This is a genomic window from Mycobacterium sp. 236(2023), from assembly GCF_029623955.1.
Lineage (GTDB): Bacteria > Actinomycetota > Actinomycetes > Mycobacteriales > Mycobacteriaceae > Mycobacterium.
On the sequence record NZ_JARSBP010000014.1, the window covers coordinates 44,246 to 63,798 of the forward strand.

Genomic DNA, 19,553 nt, shown 5'->3' on the forward strand with positions numbered 1-19,553 from the left:
AATGTCGGTTCTCGTTTGTAGTAAATGTAACCTCTCACGCATGGCTTCTTCGTACACCACCTCTTCCGACCTCCCATCGTTGACGTTCGACGACCAGGTGGCCATCGTCACCGGCGCGGGAGGGGGGCTCGGGCGGTGTCATGCGCTCGAGCTGGCTCGGCGCGGAGCCCGCGTCGTGGTCAACGATCTCGGCAGCGCTGTCGACGGCAGTGGGGCCTCCACGTCGGCAGCACAGGCCGTTGTCGACGAAATCACCGCCGCGGGTGGGACAGCGATAGCCAACGGCGACTCCGTGGCCACCGAGGCCGGTGGCGCAGCGATTGTGACAGCAGCGAAGGACGCCTTCGGCCGGGTGGACATTCTGGTCAACAACGCGGGCATCCTGCGTGACGCTGCGTTCAAGAACATGACGGCAGACCAAGTCGATGCTGTGTTGGCTGTCCACCTGACCGGCGCCTTCAACGTGACCAGGGCCGTGTGGCCGATCATGCGCGAACAGAACTACGGCCGTATTATTCAAACCACCTCGGGCACCGGCCTTTTCGGCAACTTCGGACAGGCCAATTACGGCGCCGCGAAGATGGGGCTCGTCGGCATGATGCACGTGCTCGCGATCGAGGGCGCACGCAACGGAATTACGATCAACGCAATCGCACCCATTGCCCGGACCCGAATGACAGAAGACATCATGGGCGAGGCCGGGAAAGCGATGGATCCCGAACTCGTCACCCCTGTGGTGATCTATCTGGCCCACCGCGACTGCGACCGCACCGCGCACATCTACTCGGTCGGCGCCGGCAAGGTCTCCCGCGTGTTCATCGGCGTCACCAAGGGCGTCGAGAACACCGAGCTGACGGCGGAATCCGTCTCCGCGGCGATCGACGAAATCGACAATCCCGCCACCTTCACGATCCGCGGCGGGCCCGCAGCCGGCTGAGGTCAGCGACCGCGGAAATCAGGAGTGCGCCGCTCAGTGAAGGCACGCAACCCTTCCGTCAGGTCGGAGGTGTGCGAAATCAACTCGGCGGCCCAGGCTTCCTGCTCGAATGCCCGGTCCCGGCTCGACTCCGAGGACACCGCCAAGAGGCGCTTGGTGTGCGAGAGCATCACCGTCGGTCCCGCTGCCAGGCGGACCGCCAGTTCCTCCGCGGCCGAGGTCACCGCCTCCGGCGGCGCCACCCGGTTGACCAGGCCGAGGCGTTCGCAGGTAGAGGCTCCGACCGGCTCACCGAGCATCAGCAACTCGGTGGCCTTGCGGAGACCGACAATCCGGGTCAAAAGGTGTACCGCGCCCGAATCCGGCAGGATTCCGCGATGAACAAAGGCCTCGATCAGTGTGGCCTCCGACGACATCACCACCAGATCGCAGGCCAGCACGAGGCTGGCGCCCGCACCGACCGCGACCCCGTTGACTGCTGCGACGACCGGCTTGTCGCAATCCAGTACAGACGCCACCAGCCGTTGCCAGCCCTGTGCCAGCATTCGGGCGATGTCACCGGGACGCTTTTCCGCAAGCGCCAGTGACACCGAGTCATCGGACTTTGACGGCAACCCGGCCCCGGCGCAGAAATGGCGCGAGCCGACCGCGCCCAGAAGTACCGCCCGCACCGACGGGTTGGCGTGAGCGTCCTCAAACGCCTCAGTAAGTGCATCACGAGCGTTGGGCGACAACGAATTTCCCACGTCGGCACGATTGATGGTGATTCGCAGTACTGCGTCGCCACCGCGCTCGACATCGATACCGGTTGCTTCGGTCATCTTCTGCTCCACCCTGCGTTAACGGCGTTTCCGTTTTTCGGGTATCTTAATTTCCGCAACGATGCCGAGGATAGTGCGGGCCAAGACGAGGAGGCGCTGGATGACTCGATCCTCCTCTCAGGCCGACTCTCTGAGGACCGGGCAGATCACCGACGAAGGATTGGCCCGGCTGCGTGCCACCATCGGCATCGCTGTACCGCACACTCAGCCGCCGCATTACTTTCGTCCCAACGAGGACAGTTTCCGGCACGTAGCCGAGAGCTACGGTGACGCCAACCCGCTGTGGTCGGACCCCGAGTACGCGGCCAAATCCGTCTGGGGCGAGCCGGTGGCGCCGCCGGCGCTCGTCGGGGGCGACACCCTCATCGGCGAGGACGAAGTCGCCGTGCTCTCCGACGACGATCGCGCCCTCACCAAAGGAGACCCTCTCCGCGGGGTCCACGCGTTCTACGCATCGTCGTCGCGGGAGTGGTGGGCACCGTTGCGCGCCGGCCACCGCATCTTCCGGCGCAACGCCCTCGTGGCGGCGCTCGACAAAAGCAGCGAGTTCGCCGGCCGCGCCATTCACGAGTGGTCGGCGCAGGTATTTCGGGACGACGAGGGCGTCATCCTCGGCGGCCAGTACCGCAACATGATCCGCACCGAGCGCAGCAAAGCTCGCGGCCAGAAGAAATACGAAGCCGTCGAACTGAAGACGTGGACCGAGGACGAGATCGCCGACATCGATGCGCGGTATGCGCGCGAGGTGCCGCGTGGCGCAGATCCCCGATGGTGGGAGGACGTCAACGAGGGCGACTCGGTGGGGCCGCTGACCAAAGGCCCGCTGACGGTCACCGACATGGTGTGCTGGCACGTCGGGATGGGCACCGGAATGTACGGGGTGCGCCCGCTGGGCTTGGCATGGCGAAACCGCCAACGGATTCCGCGGTTCTACACGCCGAACGAATACGGCGTACCTGATGTGCAGCAGCGGGTGCACTGGGAGCCTGACGCCGCGCGTAATGCAGGCAACCCCACCACGTTCGACTACGGCCGTATGCGTGAGACGTGGTTGATCCACCTGTGCACCGACTGGATGGGCGACGACGCCTGGCTGTGGAAACTCGACTGCGAGTTTCGTCTTTTCAACTATGTCGGCGATCTGCACACCATCACCGGCACGGTGGAGCGTAAGTACCTGGCCGACGGGGACCGTCCTGCGGTCGACGTCGAACTGGCCGCGACCAGTCAGCGGGGGCAGGTGACCGCTCCCGGTCGTGCCACGATCCTGCTTCCCAGCCGCGAACGCGGACCGGTGCGCCTTCCGGACCCGCCCGGCGGGGCCACTGACCTGCCGACGCTGCTGACCGCGGTGTCAGCCCAATTCGCCGGGCGCTGAAGACGATGTCGTACGCGAGCGTGCCCGGTCTCCGCGCAGAACACATCGGCGCCGTCCTCGCGCTGACATTCGATCGGGCCGACCGGCGCAACGCCGTCAACGACGAGATGCTCGACGCGATGAACGGCCACCTCGCTGCGGCAGGCATCGACGAGTCCGTCCGCGTCATCCGCATCGACGCCGACGGACGGGACTTCTGCGCGGGGTCCGATCTGGTCGCCAACAACGCACACTCGGAACGCAAACCCCGCGTGGGCAGCACCCAGCGGCGGTTGCCGAACAAGGCCAACAGACTGATCCCGCTGATGCTGGAGACTCAGGTCCCGATCGTCACCGTGGTCCGCGGCTGGGCCGCAGGACTCGGTTTTCACATCGCGATGGCTTCTGACTTCTGTGTCGCCGCCGACGAGGCGCGGTTCTGGGAGCCGTTCATGGCGCGGGGCTTCAGTCCGGACAGCGGCGCGGCATGGCTACTCCCCCGGCTCATCGGGATGGTCCGCACGCGCCAGCTCCTGATGCTCGGTGAGGAGATCTCGGGCGCCACGGCCGCCGAGTGGGGCATCATCCATGGAGCCCACGACGGCGACGAACTTGATTCCGTCGCTGACGAACTCGTCAGCCGGCTGGCGGCCGCGCCCACCGTGGCACTCGGTCTGACCAAATGGCTACTGCAGTCCGGCAACGGCCTCGACCTCGACCGGCACCTGCAGAACGAAGCCCTTGCTCTTGAGTTATCCAGCCGCAGTGACGATTTCAAAGAAGGCTTGCGCGCCTTTCGCGACAAGCGTGATGCAGAGTTCACGGGGCGTTAGTGGGGGCCATGACACGACTGCCGATCACCGATACCACCAGCGCCGCTGACGCGGTCACCGTCGTCGAACAATGGGTGGCCGAGGAAGTGCCGGCCGCATGGCGCGAGGCTGCAGCCGAGGGACCCAAGGCGCTGCGTGCCGCGCGCAGCCGTGACGAATACAGCCGGTGGTATCCGGTGTTCGCCGAGTCGGGCCTGGTGGTGCCGACGTGGCGCCCCGAGCACGGCGGGCTCGATGTCGGCAACGAGGTCGCTCGTGCCATCGAGGTGGTGCTGACTCCGCTGCGACTGAACCGGCTGAACCCCCTCGGGCTCAACAATGCGGCGGCCGCTCTGTTCAGTCACGGGACGGAAGAGCAGCTGCTGCGTTTCTTGCCGCCGATCGTGCGCAACGAAGAGAAGTGGTGCCAGCTCTTCAGCGAGCCCGGAGCCGGATCTGATCTGGCCTCGCTGGCCACCAAAGCAGTGAGAGATGGCGACCAGTGGGTGGTGTCCGGCCAGAAGGTCTGGACCACGTGGGCAGACGAGGCCGACTTCGGAATCCTCTTGGCACGTACAGATCCTGATCAACCAAAGCACAAGGGCATCACCTACTTCCTGCTCGACATGCGCCAGCCCGGCGTCGAGGTTCGGCCGCTGCGACAGATCACCGGCGAGCGTGAATTCAACGAGGTGTTCATCGACGGCGCCGTCGTGCCGGATGCACATCGGGTGGGCGAGCTCAACGATGGTTGGCGGGTCAGCGCTTCGACCCTTTCCAGCGAGCGCCAGATGGTCTCCGGATCGGGTTCGGGTGGGATAGGTCGGCTCGGCGGCTCGAGCGCCGAACGCTTGATCACGCTCGCCCAGGAAAAGGGACGATGGTCTGACCCCGTGATCCGCGGAAAGGTCATGCGACTGTGGGCGCAAGAGCAGATCCGCGGCTGGACCAACGCGCGCGTACGGGCGGCCCTCTCGGCAGGCCAGTCACCGGGGGCGGCGTCCTCGATCGGCAAGGTGCACCAAGCCACGCTCAACCAGCAGATCCAGGATCTGATGGTGGACCTCCTCGGAACGGACGGACTCGCCTGGTCCGGCGGCGACGACAACGCGTTGCCGCGAGAAGTGCAGGGATGGATGCGCAGCCTCGCCAACAGCACCGAGGGCGGCACCACCGACATCAACAAGAACATCCTGGGCGAGCGGGTCCTCGGCCTTCCCAAGGAACCTGATCCGTGGAAAGGCAAGCCCTGGAAGGACATTCCGCGATCGTGAGTTCTTACGAGCGACTCGTCGTCGAGAAGTCCGACGGTATCGGCTGGCTGATCTTGAACCGGCCGGACGCCGGAAACGCTTTTGACGCAGGAATGCTCGACGAACTCGAGGCAGCCTGGGCCGACCTGGATGCCGACCCGCAGGTACGCGTCATCGTGAATACTGCGAACGGCAAATCTTTCTGCACCGGTATGGACGTCGTTCAGGTGGCCCGCGACAAAGACGCCATGCGCAAGCATTCCCGACGCACCCGCGACGCCGAACTGAAGATCTCGTCATGGCACTGCGGTGTCTGGAAGCCGGTCATCGCCGCGGTCAACGGTGTGTGCGCTGGCGGCGGACTGCACCTCGTCGCCGACGCCGACATCGTCATTGCCGCCGAGACGGCCTCCTTCGTCGACCCGCACGTGTCGGTCGGCCAGGCCGTCGCCTACGAGGCAATCACATTGCTGCGGAAGTCACCGATGGAAGCCATCACCCGGATGACGTTGAGCGGCAAGGGTGAACGTATCTCCGCGAGACGGGCCTACGGGCTCGGCATCGTGTCCGATGTCGTTCCTGGCGATACGTTGCGGGCGGCGGCCGCCGCCCTGGCCGGCGCTGTGGCCGCGAATTCTCCGACTGCGCTGCGCGCCACCAAGAAGTTGCTTTGGCGGTCTCTGGAGATCGGACTGAGCGCGGCGCGACAGGAGGCCGCGGCCGAGATCGACCGCCTCGCCGGTCATCCCGATCAAGAGGAGGGAGCCCGGGCGTGGTTGGAGAAACGACAGCCGAACTGGCAGCCCACGGAAACGGTGGAGGCACTGTGACAACCGAACCGCAGGCGACCTATCAACGGCTCATCGTCGAGCGGCGCGGTCCGGTGGGCTGGATCATCAACAACCGCCCGGAACGTCTCAACGCCTACGACATCGTCATGCGCGAAGAATTTCCCAGGGCCTGGGCCGAACTCGACGCCGACCCCGATGTCCGCGTCATCGCCCATACCGGCAACGGTCGGGCGTTCCAGGTCGGTGCCGATGTCGAGGAACTCGACGGCGAGGCGGTCCAGCAGTTCCAGGAGACCATGCGCACCCTCGACCTGAAGCTGACCGGGTGGCACTGCAACGTGGGCAAGCCGGTCATCACCGCCGTCAACGGCGTGTGCGCGGGCGGCGGCCTGCACTGGGTGGCCGACGCGGACATCGTGATCGCCGCCTCTGACGCCACGTTCGTCGACCCGCACGTCTCGATCGGTCAGGTCAGCGCGCTGGAGACCATCGCACTGATGAGGAAGATGCCCGCTGAAGCGGTACTGCGTATGGCACTCGTCGGCAGCCACGAGAGATTGACCGCCCAACGGGCCTACGAACTCGGCATGGTCAGCCAGGTCGTGGATCCACCCGAATCGCTGCGAGATGTCGCACAAGAACTGGGAGAGAAGATCTCCAAGAACTCCCCCGTGGCGATGCGCGCTACCAAGCGCGCTCTGTGGGGCGCCTTGGAACACGGGCTCACCGACGCCTGCCGGGAAGGCGCACGACACCTGACGTCAGTCTGGGGGCACGCCGACCAGGACGAGGGACCACGGGCCTTTGCCGACAAGAGAACCCCGAATTGGCTGCCGTTGGAGGCTGACCGGTGAGTCTGGCGCAACTCCTCGACGGTCTTCCCCCCGTCGCGGTGCACACCCTGGACGCGGATGTCTCCGCCGACCAGCTGGTAGCAGATGCCGAACGCATCGGTGAATTGCTCACTGGCACAGGCCTGCAGACCGGCCAGGTGGTGGCGGCAATGCTGCCGAACGACTCGATCACGATCGCCGCGCTGTTCGGCACGTGGCGCGCGGGCGGTGTCTATACACCACTGAATCCACGCGCGGCGGATGCCGAGGTTGTCAGTCAGCTCGCCACCTTGCGCCCTGTCGCAGTGATCACGACGCCCGAACTCGCACAGCGATTCTCCGAGCACAGCCTTCCCGTCATCACCGGCGCCGGCGCACTGTGGGAACTCCGCAGCGCGGGCTCCGCCCCCGGCGATCCTCGACAGTACGACGACGACGTGGCGCTGTTGCAGTTCACCTCGGGCACCACCGGTGCTCCGAAACCGGTTCCGTTGCGTCACGCCACGGTGCTCGACCTGATCGACCGGCTCCTCGCGAAGCTGCGCGGCGCCAAACGCGACAAGGACACACCTCGACGCGCACCGATGCCAAACCTGGTGCCGCTGTCGTTGTCGCTATGGGCAGGGATCTATCAGGTGCTCTTTGCTTTTCGCGCCGGTTCCGGTGTGGTGCTGATGGATCGGTTCTCCCCCAACGATTTCGCCGTCCTGGTCGCACGACATCAGTTGCGCTCGACGGTGCTGCCGCCGGCGGCGCTGACGATGGTCCTGCACGATGAAGGGGTCACCGACCTGTCGCCACTGAAAATCGTCCGCTCCATCACCGCTCCGTTGTCACCGGTTCAGGCGGGCCGTTTCCGGGACAAATTCGGTGTGCTGGTACTCAATTCGTATGGCCAAACCGAGCTTGGGGGTGAGGTCGTCGGCTGGTCGGCTGCCGACGCCCGCGAATGGGGTGAGACCAAACTCGGATCCGTGGGACGGCCGCTACCCGGAATCGATGTCACCATCGCCGACGACGAGGTGATGGTGCGGACGCCGACCACCGCGGCGCGCAAGATCGATCCGGCGTTTCTGGACCGCCTGACCGACCACGGCTGGTTCCACACCGGTGACCTCGGTTGGTTCGATGACGACGGTTTCCTGTGGCTCGACGGCCGGGTTTCGGACATGATCAACCGCGGCGGGCTGAAGGTGTTCCCGGGGGCTGTGGAAGACGTTCTGATGTCCGCCGACGGTGTGCGCGAAGCCGCAGTGGTGGGAGTACCCGACGAACGCGTCGGCGAGGTGCCCTGGGCGTTCGTCGTCCGCACCGACGATTCGGCATCCGAAGACGCTCTGGTGGCGTGGTGCCGAGAGAGGCTGACCCCCTACCGTGTACCGGCCCGAATCATGTTCGTGGATCGGTTGCCGCGCAACGACGTCGGGAAAGTCGTCAAACGCGACCTGGCAGCTTTGGCGCAAACGTGACGGTCATGCCCCTCGGAGACGTCGCTGTTGTCGGTGCCGGCGACGACGTCTCGTCCGCGGTCGCCCGCCGTTGCGGCGCGACGGTCCAGGACACCGCAGCACTCCTTCCGGCGGTGCTGGACGGAATCGTCGTCGTCATGGGTGCCGATGCCGCTCCGACGTCCCTCGAATCCATGGACGCGCGCGAATGGCGGCGGCTCGTAGATGAGCCATTGTGGCAGACCATCTCCCTCCTCCAGCGGGCGTGGACTTCGATGCGCGATCACGGTGGCCGCGTCGTGTTCGTCGTCCCGACCATCGGCATGACGGGTGCACCCCGATTCGTGCCGCTCACGACCGTGACCGAAGGTACCCGCGCACTGGCGAAATCCGCTGCGCGCCAATGGGCCGACAGCGGCGTCATCGTGAACATCGTGGGTGTCCCCATGACCTTGCTCATCCCCGGGTCCGCGGACGCAACACAACACCTCACTGCACCCGCGGTCGCCGATCGCTCGACGCTTCTCGACGAGGTCGTAGAGACCGTCGCGCATCTCTTGCGGCGCGACGTCAGACATCGGATCGGACAGACCGTCATCGTCGACGGAGGATCGGTGATGCTCCCGTGATGCTCGATGACCATACGGTTCTCGTCACCGGATCGGGAGCGGGTGTCGGTCTCGGCATCGCGCGTGCGCTTGCCGCCGATGGTGCGCACGTCGTGCTGGCGACACGAAACGAGAACGGCGCCAGGGCCGCCGAAGCAATCCGCGCTCTGGGCCACGCGGCGACCTGGGTGCGCTGTGACGTCACCGACGAAGCGTCGGTCGACGCCGCGGTGGCCGCGACCATCGACACCGCAGGAAGGTTGGACGCCGTCGTGCACAACGCGACGAGCAATGCCTCGAGCCAGCCACACCAGCTCGCCGATGTCGACAACGTGTTGTGGGAGCAGCACTACTCGGTGTCGCTGCTCGGCGCCTATCACTGTGCCGCCTCGGCCTTTGATGCGTTGCGCGCACGGGGTGGAACCCTCGTCGTGATGACGTCGCCCGCGGGCATCGAAGGAAGTGCGACGCTGCCGCTCTACGCGACGATGAAAGGTGCGCTGCGCGGATTCGCCAAGAGCCTGGCTCGCGAGTGGGCACCGCACCGGATCACAGTGAACATCGTTTCGCCGCTTGCCTACTCGCCTGCCATGACCGCCGCCATCGCGGCCGAACCGGCCATGCAAGAACGTCTGGAGCGACGTGTCCCGCTTGGTCGCATCGGCGACCCGGAAGCCGACATCGGTGCGGCTGTCAGCTTTCTCGTCGGCCCCCGAGCGCGGTACATCACCGGTCAGACACTGGGCGTCGACGGCGGTCACTTCACGAGCCTGTAGCGCACCCGTGGAACTCGGCCTCGTGCTACCTCACTCCGGTCCTACGGCGGCGCCGGAGTTCATCCGAGATTTCGCCCAGACCGCCGAGGAGGTCGGCATCGACGGGCTCTGGGCCGTCGACCACCTCGTGCTACCCCGGATCGTGGCATCGCCCTATGTGCTCGGTCGCCAACCGGTCCAGGTGGCCGCCGGTTGGCTGGCCGAGCACTTGTCCCCGAACTACGAGCTGATCACGACCCTTTCGTGGGTGGCGGGAATGACCAGAACGATCTCGCTGGGCACCTCGGTGTCGGTGTTGCCCATCCGCAATCCTGTGGCCAACGCTCGTCAGCTCGCCAGCCTCGACGCGCTGTCCGGGGGCCGGCTGTGGTACGGCGCCGGGATCGGCTGGATGCGCGAGGAAGCTGATGTCCTGGGGCTGCCCTGGGACCGGCGGGGCGAACGCAGCGAGGAGCACATCGCGGTGCTGCGGGCCCTGTGGCGCGGGAACGAGCGGTACGTCGAGTTTCACGGCCGTTTTTTCGACTTCGACGAAGTGGACCGACGTCCCCAACCCCTCCGTGGCACCATCCCGATCCTGATCGGCGGTCACTCCGAGGCTGCCCTGAGCCGGGCTGCCCGAATCGGGGACGGATGGATCGCGTCACCGATGCCACCGGAGCGCCTCACGGAACTGCTGTCGCAGCTGCGTGTCCATCGCGAACGCGCAAAGACGTCCGACCCCGATTTCCGCGTCGTTGCGGCAACGAACTTCAGCGACCTCCATACCTTCGCCGCCTCGATCGCAACCTACCGGATACTCGCCGTCGACCATCTCCAGGTGCTGTTGCCCGCTGCCGACACGGTCGCGACAATCGACCTCATTCCTGAGATCGCACGAGTCGGGCGAGCCTGACTTCGTCACGTCATCCGAGAATGCCTCCTCTCGTTATGCGGTAATGTCGTTCCCGGCGAGAGCACGTCAGAGTCGAAGGAGCCGTCCCGTGGAAAACAAGCCGTTCGAGGTGTGGGATGCCGACAACCACATGTACGAGACGATCGACGCGTACACGCGCTACCTGCCCGAGAAATACTCCGAAGCAATCAAATTCGTCGACATCAAAGGGCGCAAGAAACTCCAGATTCTCGGCACCATCACCGAGACGATCCCCAACCCGACATATGAAGTCATCCCCACCCCTGGCGCGTGGGCGGACTATTTCCGGGGCATCAACCCCGAAGGCAAGACGTTGCGCGAGCTGGCGGAACCCATCCGCTGCCCCGACGAGTTCCGACGCCCCGACCTGCGCCTGGCACTGATGGACCGCCAGGGTGTCGACGGGACGGTCATGTTCCCCACCACCGCCGGCATGCTCGAGGAAAGAACGAAGTCAGACACCGAACTCACGCACGCTGTGACCCACGCGTTCAACCGGTGGCTACTGGAGGACTGGACGTTCAACTACCAGAACCGCATCTTCGCCGTACCAGCCATTTCGCTGAACGACCCGGCACTCGGTGTCAAAGAGCTCGAATGGTGCCTGGACAACGGGGCGAAGACAGTACTGATTCGGCCGGCTCCGGTGCCCCGTGAGGATGGCACGTCCCGGTCCCCTGCGCTGCCCGAATTCGACGACTTCTGGCGCCTGGTCGAATCCGCAGGCATCTCCGTGCAGATGCACAACTCGGATTCCGGTTACGAGCGCTACGTCGACGACTGGGAGAGCGCCGCCGAGTTTAACGGATTCGCGTTGAGCAAGCTGCGGGGATTCATCTACGAGGAGAGCCGCAACATCTTCGATACCCTCGCCGCGTTCATCGCACACGGTGTCTTCGAGCGGTTTCCCGGCGTGCGAATCGGCGTGGTCGAGAACGGAGGTTCGTGGGCCCACCGCCTGATCGACGTGTTCGACCGCGTGTACCGCAAGAGGCCGTACGACTTCGATCAGCACCCGTCCGACGTGTTCCGTAAGAACGTGTGGATCAACCCTTTCCACGAAGAGAACATGTCTCAGCTCGTCGAGCTCCTCGGCGCGGACCGCGTGATGTTCGGATCGGATTATCCGCATCCGGAGGGTCTCGCCGAGCCGAGGGACTTCCTCTCCGAGTTGGCCGACCTACCCCAGGACACCGCCGAGCGGGTGATGGGACGCAACCTCAAAGAGCTGCTGGGAGTCTGACGGTCACCCAACCTCAGTCGTGCCAAAAACGTGGGTCGCGACGGTTACCAACTTACGGTCAGCGCCCTCGTCGTACACACATGTTCGCGCTGCCACAGAGCCTCCGTATCCGGCCAGCGGTTCTGCCTCAAACGTGAACGGCCCCGTCTTCGCCCGGGCGAGGAACATCGTGTGCGAGGAGACCCCCAGGAGAGCAGTGGTCCCGACCACGCCGGCCACGCTGCTGCGGGCCGCGGTCTCGGTCATCACAAACTGCGGACCCACGTGCAAAGCGGCATCCGGCGAGGCTACGGCCGCCGTCAACGCAGGCAACGTCCACGTATCCGTGTCGACCTGATTGCCTCCGAACACCTGCCACAGCGGCGGCAGCGCCGGCGAATCCACGACTTCCAACGGCTCCACAGTCATCTTCTGTAACCCCGCCGGGGGTACACCGATTGATACGCCCTGTCCCTCGGTCATCGCCAGGACACGGCAGGGATGGTCGGCGTCGACGATGAGTGACCGGCTGTAGGCCATCCGCTGTCCTCGTTTGAGGTCCTCGGTCCGCACCTCGAATCGCGATACTCCGTGACCGGGGTCGAGGACTTGACAGGAATGCACCACGGGGTTGGGCACCGCCTCCAGATCGGACACGAGACCTCCTTCGGGGGAGGCGATTCCGAAGACACTGAGCAGGATTCCACCCCCGCCGTCACGCATGTCGTGCCGGACCGAAACAGAGTCGTCGACCGGACCGACATTCATCGATGCGTGGTGGCGTCCGATGTAGCGGTAACTCAGCAGTCCACCCCAGCGACGATGCAGTTCGGCAGCGTAAGCAGCCGGATCGTCAGTGAGATCCCTGATGTCGCGAATCACGAAGCCTCCGTCATCAATCCTGCGAATCTCTTCAAGTACGGCCAGGCGATGTCTGGCGGGATCCCGCCGCACAACGGCGAGATGTTGAACACCTCACCCCCTCTGATCCGTTCTCGCGCCTCGTCCACCGACACGATCACATGGGACGACGACGTTCGGCGTAATTCCTCGACCGTCGTGGCGGTGGTGATGTTCGCCGACACCGTGTTGCCGGGATTCCACTGTGCGTAGGCCGTCGCGTCATGGAGCAGGTAGGTACCGAGCTCATCCCACGCGTCATCGACATGCTCGGCGACAAAACAGTTCGTCGCGGCCTCCCGGTCGGGGATCAGCACGAATCCAGGATCGAAACCATGCTCCCGGCAGGCCTTCTCATACGCCTCCTGCATGCCCGGCACACTGCCGTTGGCCAGCAGGCCCAAGCCGTTGCGCCCCGCGCGTCGGGCTGCAGCCAGGCTGGCACCGCCCCAGCTCATCATCGGTCCACCCGGCGTGCGAGGCAGCGGAGTCACCTTCATACGGCGGCCGCCCTGGGCCACTTCCTCCCCGGCGAGCAGCCGACGCACGATGCCCAGCTTGTAGTCGGCAATCCTGCCGCGATCAGACAGGGATAGTCCAAAATGTTCGTATTCCTCTGGGCGATAACCGATCCCGAACACATAGGTGGCGCGACCCGCGCTGATGTGGTCCAGAACGGCGATGTCCTCTGCCAGCCGGGCTGGATCGTAGAAAGGCAGGATGATGACGAGGTTCAACATCATCTGTCTCGTCGCCGACGCGATCGCGGCCCCGAGCAACAAGGGAGACGGAAGATAGCCGTCGTCGGCACAATGATGTTCGCAGATCACCGCCGCAAGGCAACCGTGGTCTTCCGCCCAGGCGCTCATCTCGCACGCCGCCCCGTAGAGATCCGTCGGGGGCGCACCGAACGTCGGAGCCCGCATGTCGAAGCGCAGAGTGAACACGGCCGGCCGCTACTTCCCTGGTCCGTTCGGGAACTTGAGGTACGAGCCTGCATCGACGCGGATCTGCTGACCCGTGACGTAGCGGCTGTCATCGCTGGCCAAAAAGACGCCAAGGTTGGCGATGTCCTCGGGCTCCACGTAAGGGATGGGCATTGCCTGAAAATAGGTGAACGCGAGATCAGCGTCCTTGCGTGTCGGCTTCTTACCCTCCGCGATCAGGTCCGGCCTGAACACGCCGTAGATGCCGTCGTTGTGCAGTAGGTCGGTATTGACGTTGGTCGGATGTATCACGTTGACGCGAATGAACCTGGGCGCCAGGTGGATCGCCATCTGCTCGGCGTACTCCATGAGAATCCGCTTGCTCCAGGCGTATCCGGCGCCGCCCGGACCCATCTCTGGGCTGTCGGCGTTACCCGGCATCATCCCCGCTGTCGATCCCGTGATCACGATCGACGAACCGTCCGCCAGGTGCGGCAGAGACACCGCGACCGTGTTGAGTACGCCAACCAGGTCCACATCGGTGGCGTCGACGAAATGCGACGGGTCAGGAGAGCCCATGGCCATCGGCAGGATGCCTGCGTTGGCCACCACGACGTCGAGCGGCCCGAAATCCGCGAGCGCCGAATCGAGCGCCTCCCGCAGTGCACTTCGTTCGCGAACGTCGGCCACGCGGGTGTACACACGACGGCCCAGCTCCTTGACCGCCCGTTCCGTCTCACCCAGATCCTCCGGTGTCGCCAAGGGGTACGGATTTGACGCGATGTCGGCGCAGATGTCCACCGCGACGATGTCCGCACCCTCGCGCGCCATGGCGAGCGCGTGCGCTCTGCCCTGTCCCCGTGCCGCTCCGGTGATGAACGCGACCTTGCCGTCGAGCCGTCCGGTCATTTCCGCTCCGTTTCGTCAGTCTCCGAAGTGCACACGCAGTTCGTTCTTGAGGACTTTGCCGGTGAGATTTCTCGGCAGCGCGTCGACCAGTTCCAGGCGTTCGGGTGCCTTGTGCTTGCTCAACCCGAAACTCTGACAATGCGTGTAGAGCGATTCGAGGGTGACCTCGACACCCGGGCTTGCAACGACGACGGCGCATACGCGTTCGCCGGTGCGCGCATCGGGCACTCCGATCACGGCCACGTCCGCGATTGCTGGGTGTGTCGCGAGAACCTGTTCGATCTCCAGTGCCGAGATGTTCTCCGCGTTGCGGATGATCGAGTCCTTGAGGCGCCCTGTGACGACGACGTTGCCGTCCGCATCCAGTCGGCCGCGGTCGCCGGTACGGAACCAGCCGTCCGCGTCGAACGCCGCATCGTCGAGAGAGGAATCGACGTAGCCGAGGAAACACTGCGGACCCTTGAGCCGCAGCTCCCCGTCCTCGCCTGGTGCGAGTTCGCGTTCTCTGTCGTCGACCACACGCACTCTGACACCGGCGACGGGTCGGCCCACGGTGTGGTCCAGCACGTCGGGATCGCCGTCCGGGGCGGCCGATGTTGCGACCGGAAACTCGGTGAGCCCCCACGCGTTTGCGATACCGGGGACCGAAAGTATCTCGCGCACTTGGCGGCCCAGTTCTGCAGTGATCGGGGCACCGCCGCCGACACAGCCGCGCAGGTTTCGGAACAGAGGCTGGTCACCGTGCTTGCGCTGCGCCGCCATGAACGCCACGAAGAACGGGGTTGCCGATCCGAGAATGGTGGCGCCGTGCTCCGCGATCGCGAACGGGGTGCGTTCGGGGTCGAACGAATCGAACAAGACCAGCCGCATACCGGTCAGCAGGCTCGCAGCCAGCATTGCGGCCCCGCCGATGTGCGAGACGGGAAACGCGATCGGATTGACATCGGCACTGGACGCGCCGACCATCTCCACGACGCCCGCGGATCCGGCGATGACCGAGCGATCACAATGCCGAATACCTTTGGGAGAAGCCGTCGTCCCCGACGAGTAGTAAACCCAGCGCGGTTCGTTGCCCGACGCCGGTGGAGACGGCACTGACGCTGGGTCACCGGCCGGGAGGCGCAGGGTGTCGGTGACCGGTATGCCGTGATCGACGACGATGATGGCCATCTCGCGTTCCCTGGCCAGTTCGTCGCCGAGTGCGACGTGGTCGTAGCCCCGCCAGATTCCCGGAACGATCAGCACCTCGGTGCCGAGTTGAGTCGTCGCGAACCGCACCTCGCTTTCCCGCCAGATGGGCAGGATGGGGTTCTGAACGGCGCCGAGTCGCGTCAGCGCCACCATCACCACCATTGTCTCGAGGGTCGTGGGCAACTGCCACGACACCACGGTGCCGGCTTCGACTCCACGTTCAGCGAACGCAGCCGCGGCGGCCCCCGCCGCCTCGCACAGCTCTCCGTTCGTCATCGAGCGGCCGAAGTCGTCGACCAGCACCACTCGGTCCGGATCCTCGCGGGCAGCTGATTGTACGAGTTGCCAATAGGTTTCAGTGTTCACCGGCTTGGAAGCATCAGTCGGCGTTTGGCCAGAATGTTGCGCATCATCTCCGAACTGCCGCCGGATACCGTGTACGCGCGCGACCATAACCAGCACTCGCGGAGGCGTCGCTTCGCTTCGTCGACGCTCGGATCGGCGGCCACAGTACACACCGATGCACCGAGCTCGGTGCCGTAGGCCGAAACCCGATGGTAAGTCTCTGCGAAGCTCAGCTTCGCGATCGACCCGTCGCCCACCTGGTCGGCTCCCACGGTCATGCGCTCGACATGGTCGTCGATGAATGCCTTGGCCACCTCCACCTCGACCGCGAGTTCGCTGACGGTCTGGCGAATATCCTCATGTTCGAGAGCGGGCTTGCCGCCGAGTGTGGCATGGCGCGCGACGTTCACGAGATCGTCAATCAACAGCTCCAGCAGGATGACATTGCCGCCGATGCCGAATCGCTCGAAGTCGAGTCCCGCCATGATGATCGACCAGCCTTGGCCCTCCTCACCGATCAGACCGTCGGCGGGAATCGGCACCGAGTCGAGGAAGACCTCGTTGACCTCGATCGCCTCGTTGATCGTCCGGATCGGACGCACGTCTACTCCATCGGCCGAGAGTGGCACGACGAAGGCCGACAATCCGTGGTGCCGCGTGGATGCGGGGTCGGTCCTGACCAGAGCAAGACCCATATCGGCCCAGTGCCCATCGGTGATCCACGTCTTCTGCCCGTCGAGCACCCAGCTGCCGTCGTCGTTGCGCACACCTCGGCACCGCACCGCGGCAATGTCACTGCCTGCGTTCGGCTCACTGAGCAACTGACACCACACGTGCTCGCTGCGCCTGATCGGTGGAAGCAACGCTCCCTTCTGTTCATCCGAGCCGAAATGAAGCAGGACATGCGCAGCCAGGTTGACCTGATCGACCGGACGCGGAGCGCGGGCGCGTAAGAGCTCCTCGCTGACGATGCGATCGTGCAGTGGATGATGGTCCGGCCTACCGCCGTACTCGACGGGCCAGTCCGCACCAACGAAGCCGGCCTCGAACAGCCCGGCGAACCAGGTTCGCAGTGCAGCCTCCTGCCCGGCGTCCTCAGGCGCTCGGCGCCCCTCACGCGCGTCGAAGGGCGGTGCGTGCTCGGCGATATGCGCACGTAGCCGTTCCCGGAACGTCGTCAGCTGCGCTTCGCTGGGGCGCGGATTCGGTGTACTCACCAGCCGGACCCCGTCGCGTACGCGGCACGACTGGTGCGGGCGTTGCCGAGCAGGTGACCATTGGTGAAGGCACGGCGCAACTCATGGTGCAGCGGGTACTCCCAGGTGAACCCGATCCCGCCAGAGAGCTGCATACACTCGTCGATGGCCGCGGTGGCGTTTGCTACCACGAAAGCGTGTGCCGCGGAGGACAATTGGATAGCTTCGTCGGACACCTCCGGTGCTGCCAGCGCGCGGGCCGCCTTCATGATCACCGCGCGCGCTTTCTCCTCGAGGACGAGCAACTCGACGAGGCGGTGCTGGACCGCCTGAAAGCTCGCTATCGGCGCGCCGAATGCGATCCGGTCCTTGAGATACGCGATCAATCTCTCGAAGGTCGCCGACAACGCACCGACCGAGTCGGCGCTGAGCAGCACCCGGGCCATCGCGAGCAACTGGTCCGAGCGCGTACTCGCACTGACACCCACACCGTCGGTACCCGATAGATCCACTCGCCACACCGGACGGCTCACGTCGAGCAGCTCCTCGTCACGACTCCTGGGCGTGGCGTCGGACAGCTCGAACACGTGAATCCCGTTACTTCCCAATGTAACCAGAACGCGCAGCGCTTCGGCGTTCGTGACCCGCACGGTACCGCCGGACAACGCCACGCCGGCGGGCGTGCTGCCATCGAGGACCACGGGAAGCCAGCGTTTGCGGACGTCGGCCGGCGCCGATGCCAGCGCCGCCGCCGCGAGTGTCGTGCCGAACCATCCCGACCGATCACCGGCCCGGCCTATCTCCTCGGCGATCACGGCGGTTTCGACGGGCAGCCAGCCTGCACCACCCAACGCCTCGTCAACCAGCAAGCCCGTCCAGTCCATCCGCGCGAGATCCTCGACTGAATCCTTCTCGCCGCGCCCAGAAAGGAATTCGCGGGCCGAGGATCTCAACAGTTCGAGGTCGATGTCGGAGTCGTCGACCACACTGTCGGGGGCCACAGATCACTAGCCCCGGCGCAGCAGTTGATCGGCGTTGTCGACCATGATGCGCTTCTTGGCCGCATCGTCGAGCGGGTCGAGCAGTTTGACGAAATCCGCCGGCTCGGCAAGCCCCTCGGCGTGCGGATAGTCAGAGCCCATCAGGAGACATTCGTCATAGCCGAGCCGACTCACGATCGCGGGGATGTCGTCTTCTGGGTAGGGCACGACGCCGACGTGCCTGCGGAAGATCTCGGAGGGCTTCTCTTTGAGTTTCCCGCCGATCCACGGGCCGTTGCGACCCATGCCGCGGCTCTTGTCCATGTGAATGACGAACTGCGGCAACCACTCTGCGCCATGCTCGGCCACCAGCACCTTGAGGTCGGGGAACCGGCCGAAGAGATTGTCGAATACGAGCGCCGACAAGGTGTCTTCGATCGGGCGCTGCCCGTAGATGTTCATCCACTGCCACGCCGACATGTGCCAGGCGGCCGGGTCCGGCTCGTGACCCCACGCCGGGGAGATCGCATTGAAATACCAGAACGGCTGGATGTGGAAGACCAGCGTGCAGCCCGCTTCTTGTAGGCGTGCATAGATCGGATCGAAGTACGGGTCGCCTGGCGAGCGGCCATAGGCCGGTCCGGTGGGCAACAGGACCATCTTCGCCCCCTGCTCGATGATGGCCTCGGTTTCCGCGATCGCCGACGGGAGGTCGCGCAACGACAGCAGCGCCGTCGCGTAAAGCTTCTCCTGGTAGTTGAAGCCCCAGGTGTCGTCGAACCATCGATTGAACGATCGCAGATTGGCATAGAGCGCTTCGGTGTCGTCTACGTAGTGTTCTGCGGCCAGCGCCATACCGGCCGGGAAGATGATCGCACGGTCGACGTTCTGCTCGGCCATCACTTTCAGCCGGGGCTCCCGTTCCAGCCATTCGGGTTGCATCGGCTGCGGCTCGTATGTCTCGTCAGGGTTACCCGAGCCCATCTGCTTGAGCATCTCCTTGAGCGAACCGGGACGGTACGCCAGGTCGAAGCCGAGGCCGGCCTCACTGTTGAACGTCGCGATCCGATGTCCGGCGAGGATCGCCTCCTTGCCATCCGCCACCCGCACGGGTGCGATCGCCCTGTCATGAAAAGCCTTGGGCAGATATCGGGTGAACGCGTCCCGAGTCTCGTAGCAGTGGGTGTCGCAGTCAAAGATCCCATAGTCGAGTTTGGTCGTCACCGCGCTAGTCCTTCCGGTGAGAATGCTTATTCTCTGTTTTCAGAAAACATACTATCGTGTTTCGCAAATGCCTATCCCGGGTCGGACAGGCTTTCGTTCTCGGCGGCG

At 65.0% G+C, this 19,553-nt stretch carries 19 protein-coding genes; 11 read left to right on the plus strand and 8 right to left on the minus strand.

The genetic code is table 11. From position 1 onward, the window contains the following. Positions 1-40 precede the first annotated feature (40 nt). Positions 41-937, plus strand: coding sequence for an SDR family oxidoreductase (locus P9A17_RS31980; protein ID WP_278042820.1), 897 nt, complete (start codon positions 41-43; stop codon positions 935-937). A gap of 2 nt (positions 938-939) precedes the next feature. Here the strand turns inward: P9A17_RS31980 and P9A17_RS31985 are convergent, their stop codons facing one another. Beyond that, complete coding sequence (locus P9A17_RS31985) at positions 940-1,758, minus strand: enoyl-CoA hydratase-related protein (RefSeq protein WP_278042821.1); 819 nt, start codon at positions 1,756-1,758, stop codon at positions 940-942. 100 nt (positions 1,759-1,858) lie between these two features. On the opposite strand from P9A17_RS31985, the gene P9A17_RS31990 reads away from it, so the two are divergent. The 10 genes from P9A17_RS31990 (at position 1,859) to P9A17_RS32035 (ending at position 11,795) form a co-directional block, all read left to right on the plus strand. Beyond that, positions 1,859-3,136 carry a MaoC family dehydratase N-terminal domain-containing protein gene (locus P9A17_RS31990; protein ID WP_278042822.1) on the plus strand — a complete coding sequence of 426 codons (1,278 nt, stop codon included), beginning with the start codon at positions 1,859-1,861 and terminating at the stop codon, positions 3,134-3,136. 5 nt (positions 3,137-3,141) lie between these two features. After that, positions 3,142-3,948: an enoyl-CoA hydratase-related protein gene (locus tag P9A17_RS31995; RefSeq protein WP_278042823.1), complete on the plus strand. Its 807-nt coding sequence runs from the start codon at positions 3,142-3,144 to the stop codon at positions 3,946-3,948. An 8-nt stretch (positions 3,949-3,956) separates the two neighbouring features. Continuing rightward, the gene (locus P9A17_RS32000; protein ID WP_278042824.1) at positions 3,957-5,201 is read left to right on the plus strand and encodes an acyl-CoA dehydrogenase family protein; all 1,245 of its coding nucleotides are present in this window, start codon (positions 3,957-3,959) and stop codon (positions 5,199-5,201) included. Continuing rightward, positions 5,198-6,010 (plus strand): enoyl-CoA hydratase-related protein, encoded by an 813-nt coding sequence (locus tag P9A17_RS32005; protein ID WP_278042825.1) that lies wholly within the window; start codon positions 5,198-5,200, stop codon positions 6,008-6,010. The genes P9A17_RS32000 and P9A17_RS32005 overlap by 4 nt, the downstream gene beginning before the upstream one ends. Continuing rightward, complete coding sequence (locus tag P9A17_RS32010) at positions 6,007-6,825, plus strand: enoyl-CoA hydratase/isomerase family protein (protein ID WP_278042826.1); 819 nt, start codon at positions 6,007-6,009, stop codon at positions 6,823-6,825. The genes P9A17_RS32005 and P9A17_RS32010 overlap by 4 nt, the downstream gene beginning before the upstream one ends. Further along, on the plus strand, positions 6,822-8,273 hold the full coding sequence (locus P9A17_RS32015; protein WP_278042827.1) for a class I adenylate-forming enzyme family protein: 1,452 nt from the start codon (positions 6,822-6,824) through the stop codon (positions 8,271-8,273). Before P9A17_RS32010 ends, P9A17_RS32015 begins: the two co-directional genes overlap by 4 nt. Positions 8,274-8,278: 5 nt before the next feature. Beyond that, positions 8,279-8,881, plus strand: a complete 603-nt coding sequence (locus P9A17_RS32020; RefSeq protein ID WP_278042828.1) for an SDR family oxidoreductase — start codon at positions 8,279-8,281, stop codon at positions 8,879-8,881. Continuing rightward, a complete protein-coding gene (locus P9A17_RS32025; protein ID WP_278042829.1) occupies positions 8,881-9,636 on the plus strand; it encodes an SDR family oxidoreductase in 756 nt (251 codons plus the stop codon). The genes P9A17_RS32020 and P9A17_RS32025 overlap by 1 nt, the downstream gene beginning before the upstream one ends. Before the next feature lie 7 nt (positions 9,637-9,643). Beyond that, positions 9,644-10,531 (plus strand): TIGR03619 family F420-dependent LLM class oxidoreductase, encoded by an 888-nt coding sequence (locus tag P9A17_RS32030; RefSeq protein WP_278042830.1) that lies wholly within the window; start codon positions 9,644-9,646, stop codon positions 10,529-10,531. A gap of 130 nt (positions 10,532-10,661) precedes the next feature. Next, positions 10,662-11,795, plus strand: a complete 1,134-nt coding sequence (locus P9A17_RS32035) for an amidohydrolase family protein (RefSeq protein WP_278042864.1) — start codon at positions 10,662-10,664, stop codon at positions 11,793-11,795. A gap of 3 nt (positions 11,796-11,798) precedes the next feature. Here P9A17_RS32035 and P9A17_RS32040 read toward each other — a convergent pair whose 3' ends face one another. From P9A17_RS32040 to P9A17_RS32070, 7 genes are read right to left on the minus strand one after another with little or no spacing between them, the layout of a single operon-like run. Beyond that, the gene (locus P9A17_RS32040) at positions 11,799-12,656 is read right to left on the minus strand and encodes a hypothetical protein (protein WP_278042831.1); all 858 of its coding nucleotides are present in this window, start codon (positions 12,654-12,656) and stop codon (positions 11,799-11,801) included. Continuing rightward, the gene (locus tag P9A17_RS32045; RefSeq protein WP_278042832.1) at positions 12,653-13,621 is read right to left on the minus strand and encodes an LLM class flavin-dependent oxidoreductase; all 969 of its coding nucleotides are present in this window, start codon (positions 13,619-13,621) and stop codon (positions 12,653-12,655) included. The genes P9A17_RS32040 and P9A17_RS32045 overlap by 4 nt, the downstream gene beginning before the upstream one ends. Before the next feature lie 9 nt (positions 13,622-13,630). Further along, positions 13,631-14,509: a mycofactocin-coupled SDR family oxidoreductase gene (locus P9A17_RS32050; protein WP_278042833.1), complete on the minus strand. Its 879-nt coding sequence runs from the start codon at positions 14,507-14,509 to the stop codon at positions 13,631-13,633. A 15-nt stretch (positions 14,510-14,524) separates the two neighbouring features. Beyond that, complete coding sequence (locus tag P9A17_RS32055; protein WP_347403871.1) at positions 14,525-16,066, minus strand: AMP-binding protein; 1,542 nt, start codon at positions 16,064-16,066, stop codon at positions 14,525-14,527. Beyond that, entirely contained in the window at positions 16,063-17,262 is a 1,200-nt protein-coding gene (locus P9A17_RS32060) for an acyl-CoA dehydrogenase family protein (protein ID WP_278042834.1), read from the minus strand. The genes P9A17_RS32055 and P9A17_RS32060 overlap by 4 nt, the downstream gene beginning before the upstream one ends. Beyond that, positions 17,259-18,242, minus strand: coding sequence for an acyl-CoA dehydrogenase (locus P9A17_RS32065; RefSeq protein WP_278042835.1), 984 nt, complete (start codon positions 18,240-18,242; stop codon positions 17,259-17,261). The genes P9A17_RS32060 and P9A17_RS32065 overlap by 4 nt, the downstream gene beginning before the upstream one ends. Before the next feature lie 6 nt (positions 18,243-18,248). Further along, on the minus strand, positions 18,249-19,445 hold the full coding sequence (locus P9A17_RS32070; protein WP_278042836.1) for an amidohydrolase family protein: 1,197 nt from the start codon (positions 19,443-19,445) through the stop codon (positions 18,249-18,251). Positions 19,446-19,553 lie beyond the last annotated feature (108 nt).

Coding starts and splice junctions, on each gene's coding strand:
- P9A17_RS31980 (WP_278042820.1), top strand. CDS start 41: ATGGCTTCTTCGTACACCACCTCTTCCGACCTCCCATCGTTGACGTTC.
- P9A17_RS31985 (WP_278042821.1), bottom strand. CDS start 1,758: ATGACCGAAGCAACCGGTATCGATGTCGAGCGCGGTGGCGACGCAGTA.
- P9A17_RS31990 (WP_278042822.1), top strand. CDS start 1,859: ATGACTCGATCCTCCTCTCAGGCCGACTCTCTGAGGACCGGGCAGATC.
- P9A17_RS31995 (WP_278042823.1), top strand. CDS start 3,142: ATGTCGTACGCGAGCGTGCCCGGTCTCCGCGCAGAACACATCGGCGCC.
- P9A17_RS32000 (WP_278042824.1), top strand. CDS start 3,957: ATGACACGACTGCCGATCACCGATACCACCAGCGCCGCTGACGCGGTC.
- P9A17_RS32020 (WP_278042828.1), top strand. CDS start 8,279: ATGCCCCTCGGAGACGTCGCTGTTGTCGGTGCCGGCGACGACGTCTCG.
- P9A17_RS32025 (WP_278042829.1), top strand. CDS start 8,881: ATGCTCGATGACCATACGGTTCTCGTCACCGGATCGGGAGCGGGTGTC.
- P9A17_RS32035 (WP_278042864.1), top strand. CDS start 10,662: ATGTACGAGACGATCGACGCGTACACGCGCTACCTGCCCGAGAAATAC.
- P9A17_RS32050 (WP_278042833.1), bottom strand. CDS start 14,509: ATGACCGGACGGCTCGACGGCAAGGTCGCGTTCATCACCGGAGCGGCA.